Raw genomic sequence first — 12447 nt, 5'->3', positions numbered from 1 at the left:
AGCTCCAGGGGACCGCGCGCAACATCGTTCGTATACGAATGATAACGACGTCTCCGCTGGCCTTCGATATGGTGATGGAAACAACGAGCGCTGCCACCGACAAGATCCGCTGCGATGCCTGTCCGGTGATGTGCTACATCAAGCCGGGCGCGGCGGGCGCCTGCGACCGCTATGCCAACCACGATGGCAAGCTCGTCCGCGTCGATCCGCACGTGATCCTGGAGCGCACCGTCTCGCATGGCGGCAAGCTCGTTCCGTTCAGCCGCACGGAAGACTGGGACGGCAAGATCGTCCACGAGCCTTCGACCTTCGTCACCGCAATCGGCGCCGGCACGACCTATCCCGACTACAAGCCGGCGCCGTTCATCGTCTCCGCGGAGGTCGACGGCGTCGACATGGTGACTGTGGTCACCGAGGGCATCTTCTCCTATTGCGGCATCAAGGTGAAGATCGACACCGACCGCTATCTCGGCCCCGAGACCGCGACCGTGCGCGCCCAGGGCGAGGCGGTCGGCCATGTCACCACCAGCGAATACGGCTCGCAGATGCTGTCGCTCGGCGGCGTGCATCATCTCACCGGCGGCTCCAAGAAGGAGGGCCGCGTCACCTGCGACACGCTGATGGACCTCGCCAATTGCAAGGCGGTGGAGCTGACCATCGATGGCGGTGCGACCGTTGTGGTGCAGGCCGGCCAGCCGCCGATCGTCAATGGCGCGAAGGAAGAGCGCATGCGCGTCGGCTGCGGCTCGGCGACGATCGGCATGTTCGCCAAGCAATGGCACGGCAAGGTCGACGAAGTCGTCGTGGTCGACGACCACATCACCGGCGTGCTTTCGGAGCACCAGGCCGGCAAGCTGCTCGACATCGCCGACACCGGCATCAAGATGAAGGGCCGCCGCTCGACGCCCGGCCGCTACTTCCAGGTGGCCGATCCCGGTACGGGCTGGGGCGGCACCAACATCTCCGATCCGCTTGCGATCCTCGGGCCCTTCGACAAGAAGGAGGCGAAGGCCGGGTTGACCATGCTGATGGTGTCCACAACCGGCGAGCATTCGTCGTATTACGTGCTCGACGAGGCCTTGAATCCGGTCGAGACCGAGATGCCCGCCGATCTGAAATTCTCGGTCGAGCGCATCCAGGAGAATTGCGAGCCGGCGCTGTGCACGGTGCTGTTCATGGCCGGTGCCGGCGGCTCGCTGCGCGCCGGTGTCACCGACAATCCGGTGCGGCTGACGCGCTCGGTGAAGGACGCGCTGACGCGCGTCACCAGCGGCGGCGCGCCTGTCTATGTCTGGCCGGGCGGCGGCATCACCTACATGGTCGATGTCACTCAGATGCCTTCGGGCGCGTTCGGCTACGTGCCGACACCCGCGCTGGTCGCGCCGATCGAGTTCACGATGAAGCTGACGGACTATGCCGCGCTCGGCGGACACATGGATTACGTGAAGCCACTCTCGGAGGTGCAGAGCGGCGAGGATGTTCGCCAGCTGCCCTGGCAGAACCCGATTCCGGGACCTCGGGCATGACACGGCTCCCGCAAATCGCATTGCTGTCTGATGGCCGGCGGCTGCATTTGCAGGATGGACCGATTGATCTGATCGTCGAGGCGAGGGGGCGCGCGGACGCAGTGCGCGCAGCTTATGAGGCTGCGGCGCGGCGGTTTACCGGACTGCTCGACGAGCTCTGTGCGGAACTGCCGGAGCTGCGGGGGGCGGCCGGGACGCGGACGTCGTTGAAGGGCGTGGTTGCGCGGCGCATGCACGCCGCTGTCGCGCCTTATGCCTCTGGTTGCTTCATTACGCCCATGGCCGCGGTCGCAGGCAGCGTGGCGGAGGAGATTCTGGGCGCGATGCTGGGCGCCGCGACGCTTGATCGGGCCTATGTCAACAATGGCGGCGACATCGCGCTGCATCTCGGCAAGAGCACGCATTTTGCCGTCGGCCTGATGGACCGGCCGGACCGCGACGGCGTGATGCGGACCATGAGGGTCGATGCGGATGATCCCGTGCGCGGCATCGCGACCAGCGGACGCCACGGCCGCAGCTTTTCGCTCGGGATCGCGGACGCCGTGACGGTGCTCGCGGCGACAGCCTCGCAGGCCGATGCGGCCGCGACTGTCATCGCCAACGCCGTCGATCTGCCCGGGCATCCCGCCATCATCCGCAAGCCCGCGAGCGAGCTTCAGCCCGACAGCGATCTCGGCGCGCGTCTCGTGACCCGCGAGGTCGGCGAATTGTCTCACAATGAGATCGCAGCCGCGCTGGATTCTGGCGCGGAATGTGCACGGCAATTGTTCGATCGCGGACTGATCGAGGGTGCCGTGCTGCGGCTTTGTGGTGATATGCTTGTCATCGGACCTAAGGATATAGAAGAGCAACGAACGCGCCCGCTTGCGCTGGAGAACGCGGTCTGTGCCTGAACAGGGAAGCGAAACATGAGCGCGATCATCCGCAAGATCGTCACCGTCGTCGAAGAGACGCAGATGGAGATGGGCCGCCAGGTCTCGCCGCCGACCCGGCGTGCCGCCGCGATCGCCGTGATCGAAAATCCCTTTGCCGGAAAATATGTCGAGGATCTCTCGCCGCTGATCGCGATCGGCGAGGAGCTCGGCGAGCTCCTGTCGAAGCGCGCGGTGGCGGCGCTCGGCATCGAAGGCGCGAAGGCACAGAGCTACGGCAAGGCCGCAGCGGTCGGCGAGAACGGCGAGCTGGAGCATGCCGCCGCTATCCTTCACCCCAAGATGGGCGCGCCGGTGCGCAAGGTTCTGGGCAAGGGCGCGGCGCTGATCCCTTCGTCGAAGAAGCGTAGCGGTCCGGGCACGACGCTCGATATTCCGCTCGGGCACAAGGACGCGGCCTTCGTGCGCAGTCATTTCGACGGCATGGAGGTGCAGATCAACGATGCGCCGCGCGCCAACGAGATCATGGTCGCGGTCGCCGTCACCGACAGCGGCCGTCCCCTGCCGCGTGTCGGCGGGCTGACGGTTGCGGAAGTCAAGGGCGAAGACGGACTGAGATAGGGTTTGAACCGGGGAGGCGGGCACAGCTTCCCCGACAAGATCGCGCTGAAGACGTAGAGAGTTCAAAACTGGAGGTTGGGATGCGAGCGAGAAACTATTTTGTGGGCGCGGCCTTCGCGCTTCTGGCGGGCGGCATGGCCCATTCGGCCGTGGCGCAGGACATCAAGATCGGCGAGATCAACAGCTATTCGCTGCTGCCGGCGTTCACCGAGCCCTATCGCAAGGGCTGGCAGCTCGCGGTCGAGGAGATCAACGCGGCCGGCGGCATCAACGGCAAGAAGCTGGTCGTCATCTCCAAGGACGACGGCGGCAAGCCGGCCGATGCGCAGACCGCGGCCAATGAGCTCGTCTCCAGCGAGGGCGTTGCAATGCTGACGGGCACGTTCCTGTCGAACATCGGCCTCGCGGTCAGCGACTTCGCCAACCAGAAAAAGGTGTTCTTCCTCGCGGCCGAGCCGCTGACGGACGCGGTGACCTGGTCCAAGGGCAACAAGTACACGTTCCGCCTGCGTCCCTCCAACTACATGCAGGCGGCGATGCTGGTGGAGGCTGCCGCCAAGCTGCCCGCGAAACGCTGGGCGACGATCGCGCCGAACTACGAGTACGGCCAGTCGGCGGTCGCCGTGTTCAAGAAGCTGATGTCGGAGAAGCGCCCGGACATCCAGTGGGTCGACGAGCAGTGGCCGCCGCAGGGCAAGATCGATGCGGGGCCGGTGGTGCAGGCGGTTGCCGCCGCCAATCCCGAAGCGATCCTCAACGTCACCTTCGGCGCCGACCTCGTCAAGCTCGTACGCGAAGGCAACACGCGCGGCCTGTTCAAGGGACGCGAGGTCGTGTCCTTCCTGACCGGCGAGCCCGAATATCTCGATCCGCTCAAGGACGAGACGCCGGAGGGCTGGATCGTCACCGGCTATCCCTGGTACTCGATCAAGACGCCCGAGCACGACGCGTTCCTGAAGGCCTATCAGGCCAAGTACAACGACTATCCGCGCCTCGGCTCGATCGTCGGCTACCAGACCATCAAGTCGGCGGCCGCCATTCTCGCGAAGGCCGGCTCGACCGATCCGGAGAAGCTGATTGCCGCGGCTGAGGGTCTGTCGATGGGCTCGCCCTTCGGCGAGATCACCTTCCGCAAGATCGACCACCAGTCGACGCTCGGCGCTTACGTCGGCAAGACCGCGCTGAAGGACGGCAAGGGCGTGATGGTGGATTCGTCGTACAAGAAGGGCGCGGACTATCTGCCGAGCGACGCCGAAGTCGAGAAGCTGCGTCCGAAGGATTGATGCTTCTTTATCTCTCCCTCTCCCCGCTTTTGCGGAGAGAGGGTTGGGGTGAGGGGCTCTCTCCACGCCCCGCGCTCGTCGAGAGAGCCCCTCACCCGGATCGCAGGGGCGATCCGACCTCTCCCCGCAAGAGCGGGGAGAGGTGAAATTCAGACCCAACCCGGACCGAAGATGGCCTTTTACGTCGTACAGTTTCTGACCGGTCTCGCCAGCGCAGCGTCGCTGTTCCTGGTGGCGTCGGGCCTGTCGATCATCTTCGGCGTGACCCGGATCGTGAATTTCGCGCACGGCGCCTTCTACATGATCGGCGCCTACATTGCCTTCACGCTGACGGAGCGCCTTTCCGGCGCGTTCGGCTTTTGGGGCAGCATCGTGCTGGCCGCACTCGCCGTGGCACTGATCGGCGTGCTGGTCGAGATGGTGCTGCTGCGCCGGATCTATCATGCGCCCGAACTCTTTCAGCTGCTCGCGACCTTCGGCCTGACCTTGATGGTCGAGGATCTGGTCGTGCTGGTCTGGGGTCCCGACGATCTCGTCGGCCGCCGCGCGCCGGGCTTCAAGGGCGCGATCGATTTCTTCGGCCAGAACATCCCGAGCTACGATCTGTTCCTGATCGTGCTCGGCCCGGTCGTGCTCGGCATTCTCTGGCTGCTGTTCCAGCGCACGCGTTGGGGCGTGCTGGTGCGCGCGGCGACGCAGGACCGCGACATGGTCGCAGCGCTCGGCGTCAATCAGAAATGGCTGTTCACATCGGTGTTCGCGGTCGGCGTCTTCCTCGCCGCCCTCGGCGGCGCACTCCAGATTCCGCGCGATGCCGTGCACCACGCAATGGACCTGCGCATCATCGTCGAGGTGTTCGTCGTGGTCGTGATCGGCGGCCTCGGCAGCATCGTCGGCGCCTTCGTCGCCGCGGTGCTGGTCTCCGAGCTCAACGCTTTCGGCATCCTGATCTTCCCGAAGATTTCCATCATCCTGGTCTTCCTGGTGATGGCGGTGGTGCTGATCGTGCGGCCCTGGGGCCTGTTCGGCAAGCCGGAGGCGGCGGCGCGCAAGACGCCGGGTCTCACGGTCAATCCGTGGCGGCCGCTGACGTCGAACGAGCGGCTGGCCTCGCTGGCGGCGCTCGTCATCGCGGCGACGCTGCCGCTGTTCGCCGGCAATTACGCGCTGACCGTCGGCTCGGAGATCGCGATCTTCGTGATCTTCGCGGTCAGTCTGCACTTCCTGATGTCGGTCGGCGGGCTCGCCTCGTTCGGCCATGCCGCCTATTTCGGCCTCGGCGCCTACGGCATCGCCTTCCTCGCCAAGATGGCAGGACTGCCGATGATCGTGTGCCTGTTGCTCGGGCCGCTGCTCGGCTGCATGGGCGCCGCCGTATTCGGCTTCTTTGCCGTGCAGCTCTCCGGCGTCTATTTCGCCATGCTGACGCTGGCCTTCGCGCAGATCGTCTGGTCGATTGCGTTCCAGTGGGTCAGTGTCACCGGCGGCGACAACGGCATTCTCGGTGTATGGCCCGAGAAGTGGGCGGCGAGCCCGTCGCATTTCTACTGGTTGGCGCTCGGCGTTGCCGCGCTCGTCACGATCGTCTTGCGGGTCATGGTGTTCTCGCCATTCGGTTACGCGCTGCGGGCCACGCGCGACTCGCTGCTGCGCACCGAGGCGATCGGCATCAACGCCAAGCGGATCCAGTGGACCGCCTTCGTGATCGCGGGCACCACCGCCGGCATCGGCGGGGCGCTGTTCGCGTATCTGAAGGGCAGCGTCTTCCCTGATAATCTCGGCATCTCGCTCTCGGTCGATGCGCTGGTCATGGTGCTGCTCGGCGGCGTCGAGACGGTGTCGGGCGCTGTGATCGGCGCCATCGTCTACAAGGCACTCAACATCTGGCTGGTCAGCCAGACCGATCTGTCGAAACTCGTGCTCGGCGGCTTCATCGTGCTGATCGTCGTCGTCTTCCCCAAGGGCATCGTCGGCATGCTGGAGATGCTGGCGCAGCGCCGCAGAAAGTCATCGCCGCCGGGATCCCCCTTGCTTGCCAAGCCGATCGAGTCCGCCGAATGAGCGTTGCACCCCCACTTCTCGCGGTCGAAGGCCTGACCAAATCCTATGGCGGCATCCATGCCGTGCGCGGCGTCTCGTTCTCGCTGCGCGCGGGCGAAATCCTGGCGCTGATCGGGCCGAACGGAGCGGGCAAGAGCACCTGCTTCGACATGCTCAACGGCCAGAACAAGCCTGACTCGGGCCATGTCCGCCTGCTCGGCGAGGAGACCACCGGCAAGAAGCCGCGCGAGATCTGGCGGATGGGCGTTGGCCGCACCTTCCAGATCACCGCGACCTTCGCCACCATGACGGTGCGCGAGAATGTCCAGGTCGCGCTGATCTCGCACGGGAAGCAGCTGTTCAATCTCTTTGGCTCGGCGCCGAACTTCGATCGTAGCGAAGCGGGCCGGCTGCTCGAGCTGGTCGGCATGGGCGGCTATGCGGATCGTCCCTGCGGCGAGCTCGCCTATGGCGACCTCAAGCGGCTCGAGCTCGCGGTCGCGCTCGCCAATGAGCCAAAGCTGCTGCTGATGGACGAACCGACCGCCGGCATGGCGCCGCGCGAGCGCGTCGATCTGATGCGGCTGACCGCGCAGATCGCGCGCGAAAAATCGATCGGCGTTCTCTTCACCGAGCACGACATGGACGTGGTGTTCGAGCATGCCGACCGCATCATCGTGCTCAACCGCGGCACGCTGATCGCCGAGGGCTCGCCGGCCGAGGTGCGCAGCAATCCGCAAGTGCAGGCGGTCTATCTTGGCGAGGGCCTGCTTTACGAGGCCGGGCATCGCGAGGGAGCATCGACATGAAGCTCACGGTGCAAGACCTCAACAGCCATTACGGCCCGGCGCATATCCTGTTCGACATCGGCTTCGAGGTCGGGGAGGGCGAGGTGGTCGCGCTGCTGGGGCGCAACGGCGCCGGCAAGTCGACGACGTTCCGCTCGATCGTCGGCCTCGTGGCGCAGCGCTCCGGCCGCATCATGTTCGAGGGCAAGGACGTTTCGGCGAAACCGACCCATGAGATCGTGCGCGATGGCCTCGGCTACGTGCCGGAGGAGCGGCGTATCTTCACTGACCTGACGGTGGAAGAGAATCTCGAGGTCGGCAAACAGTCCAAGCGTCCGAATGCGCCGCACTGGACGCGCGAAAAACTGTTCGCGCTGTTTCCCAATCTCGGCGAGATGAAGAACCGCCCCGGCGGGCGCATGAGCGGCGGCGAGCAGCAGATGCTGACGATCGCGCGCACGCTGATGGGCAATCCGTCCTTGGTGTTGCTTGACGAGCCGTCGGAAGGCCTGTCGCCGAAGATCGTGGAGCAGATGGTCGATGCCATCCTGACCATGAAGAAGGAGGGCGTCAGCATCGTCGTCTCCGAGCAGAATCTGCATTTCGCGCGGTTGATCTCCGATCGCGCCTACATCATCGAGCGCGGCCGCATCTGTTTCGGCGGCACCATGGCCGAGCTCGACGCGCGTCCGGACATCCGCGACGCGCATCTGTCGTTGTGAAGGCAAGGGGAAGGGCAGCGAGCGGATGGCGAGAAGCGTTGCGGCGAAGAAGAACGGCAAACCGGCCAGAGCGCTGAGCAAGCCGCCTTATGTGCTCGACGAGCAGGTCGGCTTCATCCTACGCCAGGTCTGGCAGCGTCACAGCTCGATCTTCTCCCGCGACATCGGCACCAATCTGACACCGACGCAATGGGCGGCGCTGTCAAAACTCGCCGAGACCGGTCCGTGCTCGCAGAACCAGCTCGGCCGGCTGACGGCAATGGATGTCGCCACCATCAAGGGCGTGATTGATCGTCTCACGGCGCGCGGCCTGACCGAGACCAGCCAGGATCCCGAGGACGGCCGTCGCCTGCTGGTGAGCCTGACGCGGGCCGGTCAGCAGCTTGCGGAGAAGCTCGCGCCCAATGCGCTGGCGATCACGCGCGAGACGCTGGCCCCGCTCGACGCCAAGGAGCGCGAGACGCTGATGGCGTTGTTGAACAAGCTGCGGTGAGGAAGGTGCGGTAGACGGCGGTGCCGTAGGGTGGGCAAAGCGAAGCGTGCCCACCATCGCCTCAATCGGCAAGAGATCGTGGGCACGGCGCTTCGCGCCTTTGCCCACCCTACGGCAGTTGAACAAGCTGCGGGGACTGGCGACTAACTTCGATGAGGACGTCATCGAGGTTTCCGGCATGAGAGCAGCGACACAGCTTGCGATAATTCTGAGTCTTGTTGCGGCCCCCGCCTTTGCCGCCCAGCCCTACGAAGGCTTCTGGGCATCCACCAGAAAAGACTGCCGCGATCAGGACAGCGCCAACCGCATGAGCATCGAGGGCGGTAATCGTCTCTATTGGTACGAGACACGATGCCGCGCTAGCGAGATCACCGCCGACGGCAAGCTTGGCTGGACAATGAAGCTCGCCTGCGAAGGCGAAGGCGAGAAGTTTCGCTCCAATCCCCGGGTGTCCATCGCGGCGGACGGCAGGCTGGTGATGGACAACGGCCCGGTCGGACAGGCCAAACGCCAGACCTATGTGCGTTGTGAGATCGCGAAGAAGCGCTGATCCCCTTACGTCTTTCCCGGCCATTTGGCGCGGTAGCGGATTTCGCTGCCGTCAGCGAGTCGCCGCCACGTCCCGAATTCCGGTGTATGCGGCGCCCGGGCCGTCAGATCGATCGGATAGACCCGGCTCGGTTGGCCCTGGATGTTGACCGCGAGCTGCCGGTGCGAGGTGCGAAAGGCCAGCTCGACCTCGCCCGCGATGACGGGCTGGTCGCCGTCGCGATAGAAGGCGGCGGGCGTCACTTCGCCCGGCATGGTGTTGAGGTCGGTCTGCAGCTCGATGGTGATGCCCTGCGCGGTCGCCGGCACTTTTACTCCGGCCGGAAAACGGACCTCGAACACGAGCAGGGGATTGTTGCCGTTCCGGTTGAGCCAGGGCGTCGCGGTCGCATAGGCGTAGGCGATGTAGATGCCGATACCGGCGACGCAGAGCAGGACGACGACGCCGAGCGACTTCAGGCTGTTGCGCGCGGCGCTGCCATTGCCTGCATCCTTATCCTTGCCCGAACGCGTCACCAGCCAGCTGGCAAGCACCGCGCCGGCGATCGCGCCGATGGGAGAGTAGAAGAACAGTCCCAACAGGCCCGATGTGATCGGGTCCGCGCGGTTGCCGAAATCGAGGATGGAGAACAGCACAAAGACCGCGATATAGCCCGCTACCGCGCCAGCAATGCCGACGCCTATTCGCGATGAGTTCTTCATGTTGCCCTCGATGGTCCAGCAAGGAACTGCCGCCGCCGAGGGCTGCCTGCATTAGACGCAGCAGGCAGCAGACTTGTTCAACGCCTTCGAGGGGCGATGCGGAGCGGCGGGCCGCTCCGGCTGCGTCACTTCGCCACCACCTCCGGCACCCGGCCGGCGGGCGGGGTGTTGCGGCTGCGCTGGGTGCGCACGATGCCGTCGATGATGGTCATGCCGATGCCGGGGAGGTCGCCGAGCTGGACGCTCTCCAGGATGTTCTTGCCGGGCGAGTGCTGGGCCTTGTCCATGATGACGAAGTCGGCGGAACGGCCGACCTCGATCAGGCCGCAGTCGAGCTGGCGCATCCGCGCGGTGTTGCCGGTGGCAAGGCAGAACGCGAGCTCGGCCGGCAGATCGCCAAGCGAGGACAGCATCGACACCATGCGCAGGATGCCGAGCGGCTGCACGCCGGAGCCGGCGGGCGCGTCGGTGCCGAGGATGACGCGGTGCAGGTCGCCCATCTCGCGCGCAATGCGCAGCGTGAACAGGGCTGAGCGCTCATTGCCGTTGTGCACGATCTCGAGGCCGCGCTTGCAGCCCTCGCAGATACAGCGGATCTGGTCGTCGGGCAGGGCGGTGTGGCCGCCATTGATGTGGCCGACCACGTCGGTGTCGGCCTCCAGCACCACGTCCTTGTCGATCAGGCCGGAGCCGGGGATCGAGGGGCCGCCGGTGTGGATGGTGCTCTGGATGCCGTATTTGCGCGCCCAGCCGACCATCTTTCGCGCGGTCGGGCCGTCCTTGACGCCGCCGAGGCCGACCTCGCCGAGCAGCTTGACGCCGGCCGCGGCCAGTTCCCTGAAATCCTCCTCGACCATCTCGCATTCGATCACGGGCGCGCCGGCGTGAACCTTCACGCCGCCGGGCCGCAAATTCCAGAAGGCGCGCTGGGCGAAGATCGCCATGGCCTTCAGCCCGACGACGTCGCGGGGCCTGCCCGGCATGTGCACTTCACCGGCGGAGATCATGGTGGTGACGCCGCCATGCAGATTGCTGTCGATCCAGCCGATCTGGTTCTGCCGCGGCGTCCAGTCGCCGGCGACGGGGTGGACATGGCTGTCGATCAGGCCGGGCGCGACGGTCGTGCCGTTGGCCTCGACGATGGTGGTCGCGCCTTCGGTATCGAGGTCCTTGAAGCGGCCGATCGCGGTGATCTTGCCGTTCTCGGCGACGATGGTGTCGCCGTCCAGGATCGGCTTTTCCAGCGCGCCGGACAGGATCAGGCCGATATTGCGGATCACCAGCTTCGAGGGTCCGGTGGCCTGGGGTGCGTCATGCGCCATGGAAGGGGCTCCTTATTCCTAACTGCAACGCTTCCGATCTTGGGCAGCCTTGACCGCGGGATCAAGCCGGATTATTCATTAGTATACGAATGATCGTGTACAAACGACGCATAGCTGACCGCCTCGGAACCGCACAGAAGCGAAACGGAAGGGTGAGATGAGCAATTTCAATCAGGAAAGCGTTTTGAGCGTCCACCACTGGACCGACACGCTGTTCTCCTTCAAGACCACCCGCAGCCCGACCTTCCGCTTCCGCAACGGCGAGTTCACCATGATCGGGCTCAAGGTCGGCGAGAAGCCGCTGCTGCGGGCCTACAGCGTCGCCAGCGCCAATTACGAGGACACGCTGGAGTTCTTCTCGATCAAGGTGCCGGACGGTCCGCTGACCTCGCGGCTCCAGCATCTGAAGGAAGGCGACGAGATCATCGTCAGCCGCAAGGCCACCGGCACGCTGGTGATCGACAATCTGGAGGAGGGGCGCAACCTCTACCTCATCGGCACCGGCACCGGCCTTGCGCCGTTCCTGAGCGTGATCAAGGACCCCGAAACCTACGAGCGGTTCGAGAAGGTGGTGCTGCTGCACGGCTGCCGGCACGTCAAGGAGCTCGCCTATGGCGAGATGATCACCGAGCATCTGCCGAAGGACGAGCTGCTCGGCGAGTACATCCAGAGCCAGCTGATCTACTACCCGACCGTGACCCGCGATCCCTTCCGCAACCGCGGCCGCATCACCGACCTCATCACATCAGGAAAGCTGTTCACCGATATCGGCCTGCCGGCGCTGGAAGCCGCCCATGATCGCGTCATGATCTGCGGCAGCCCGGCGCTGGTGGCGGATACCCGCGTGCTGCTCGGTGAGCGCGGCTTCGTCGAGGGCAATCACGGCGAGCCGGCTCAGTTCGTGGTCGAAAAGGCCTTTGCCGAGCGCTAAAGCGTTTTCGAGCGAAGTGGGTACCGGTTCGCGTCAAGAAAACGCGTCAAAATGAGAATCTAGAACCCCGTTCCGGGGCTCCAGGCACAGAATTTCTGCGCGAGAAGATCGTATTTTCGCCACCGCCGGGGCGTTGCGGCGCCGATTCGGCGCACGATACTATGTGGGACCGAATCAGCGGAGTTCCCACATGGTTGCGGACAGCGACAGCAACATCGCCTGGCACCGGGTTCAGTTGAAGAAGAATCGCGCCGAGTTGAAGGCGCTGGAGACTGCGCGCTTCACGATGGGTGAGATCGCCTCGTCGAAGCGGGACGGCCAGACCCAGAAGACGATCGCGGAACTGAAGCGCAAGATCGCGCAGTCCGAGCGCGTCATCGCCGACCACGACAAGCGCACGCGCCGTCCGCTTGGCACCGACCTGCAAAGCCTCAGCAACGGCAGCTGGAGCCATTGGGACTCCTATACCAACCAGCAGCAACGCAAGACCGGCCAGCGTTCGCCCGGGCGCGGATAGGCTCTCTTCCGCCGGTTCGGGCCCTTGCGCGCCGCCGCGCGCACACCATCTGGTTGAGGCGCCAACCACTATGGTGATGCC

13 protein-coding genes are annotated in these 12447 nt (G+C 65.1%); 11 read left to right on the top strand and 2 right to left on the bottom strand.

Annotation, left to right across the window (positions count from 1 at the left end; all coding sequences use genetic code 11):
- Positions 1-68 precede the first annotated feature (68 nt).
- The 9 genes from IQ16_RS13815 to IQ16_RS13775 all read left to right on the top strand — a co-directional run bounded on the left by IQ16_RS13815 (position 69) and on the right by IQ16_RS13775 (position 8895).
- Positions 69-1526, top strand: a complete 1458-nt coding sequence (locus IQ16_RS13815) for a hypothetical protein (protein WP_020608002.1) — start codon at positions 69-71, stop codon at positions 1524-1526.
- A complete protein-coding gene (locus IQ16_RS13810; RefSeq protein ID WP_018645574.1) occupies positions 1523-2419 on the top strand; it encodes a UPF0280 family protein in 897 nt (298 codons plus the stop codon). Before IQ16_RS13815 ends, IQ16_RS13810 begins: the two co-directional genes overlap by 4 nt.
- Positions 2420-2434: 15 nt before the next feature.
- A complete protein-coding gene (locus tag IQ16_RS13805; protein WP_018645575.1) occupies positions 2435-3019 on the top strand; it encodes an amino acid synthesis family protein in 585 nt (194 codons plus the stop codon).
- An 80-nt stretch (positions 3020-3099) separates the two neighbouring features.
- The gene (locus IQ16_RS13800) at positions 3100-4302 is read left to right on the top strand and encodes an ABC transporter substrate-binding protein (RefSeq protein WP_018645576.1); all 1203 of its coding nucleotides are present in this window, start codon (positions 3100-3102) and stop codon (positions 4300-4302) included.
- Positions 4303-4473: 171 nt separating this feature from the next.
- On the top strand, positions 4474-6363 hold the full coding sequence (locus IQ16_RS13795; RefSeq protein ID WP_018645577.1) for an ABC transporter permease: 1890 nt from the start codon (positions 4474-4476) through the stop codon (positions 6361-6363).
- A complete protein-coding gene (locus IQ16_RS13790; protein ID WP_018645578.1) occupies positions 6360-7151 on the top strand; it encodes an ABC transporter ATP-binding protein in 792 nt (263 codons plus the stop codon). Before IQ16_RS13795 ends, IQ16_RS13790 begins: the two co-directional genes overlap by 4 nt.
- Positions 7148-7852: an ABC transporter ATP-binding protein gene (locus IQ16_RS13785; RefSeq protein ID WP_018645579.1), complete on the top strand. Its 705-nt coding sequence runs from the start codon at positions 7148-7150 to the stop codon at positions 7850-7852. The genes IQ16_RS13790 and IQ16_RS13785 overlap by 4 nt, the downstream gene beginning before the upstream one ends.
- 25 nt (positions 7853-7877) lie before the next feature.
- Positions 7878-8345, top strand: a complete 468-nt coding sequence (locus IQ16_RS13780; RefSeq protein ID WP_018645580.1) for a MarR family winged helix-turn-helix transcriptional regulator — start codon at positions 7878-7880, stop codon at positions 8343-8345.
- 178 nt (positions 8346-8523) lie between these two features.
- A complete protein-coding gene (locus IQ16_RS13775) occupies positions 8524-8895 on the top strand; it encodes a hypothetical protein (protein ID WP_026312406.1) in 372 nt (123 codons plus the stop codon).
- Between the two features lie 5 nt (positions 8896-8900).
- On the opposite strand, the gene IQ16_RS13770 is transcribed toward IQ16_RS13775, so the two are convergent.
- Complete coding sequence (locus IQ16_RS13770) at positions 8901-9596, bottom strand: hypothetical protein (protein ID WP_018645582.1); 696 nt, start codon at positions 9594-9596, stop codon at positions 8901-8903.
- A 125-nt stretch (positions 9597-9721) separates the two neighbouring features.
- A complete protein-coding gene (locus IQ16_RS13765) occupies positions 9722-10918 on the bottom strand; it encodes an amidohydrolase family protein (protein WP_018645583.1) in 1197 nt (398 codons plus the stop codon).
- A 157-nt stretch (positions 10919-11075) separates the two neighbouring features.
- Between IQ16_RS13765 and IQ16_RS13760 the strand changes: the two genes are divergently transcribed.
- Both IQ16_RS13760 and IQ16_RS13755 read left to right on the top strand, forming a co-directional pair.
- Positions 11076-11849: a ferredoxin--NADP reductase gene (locus IQ16_RS13760; protein ID WP_018645584.1), complete on the top strand. Its 774-nt coding sequence runs from the start codon at positions 11076-11078 to the stop codon at positions 11847-11849.
- Positions 11850-12039: 190 nt separating this feature from the next.
- Positions 12040-12366 carry a hypothetical protein gene (locus IQ16_RS13755; RefSeq protein ID WP_018645585.1) on the top strand — a complete coding sequence of 109 codons (327 nt, stop codon included), beginning with the start codon at positions 12040-12042 and terminating at the stop codon, positions 12364-12366.
- The last annotated feature ends 81 nt before the right edge of the window (positions 12367-12447 follow it).

The sequence above is a fragment of the Bradyrhizobium huanghuaihaiense genome (assembly GCF_007830635.1).
Classification (GTDB): Bacteria; Pseudomonadota; Alphaproteobacteria; order Rhizobiales; family Xanthobacteraceae; genus Bradyrhizobium; species Bradyrhizobium huanghuaihaiense.
Note: the sequence above shows the minus strand (reverse complement) of the source record. Positions and strands in the feature narration are given on the sequence as shown.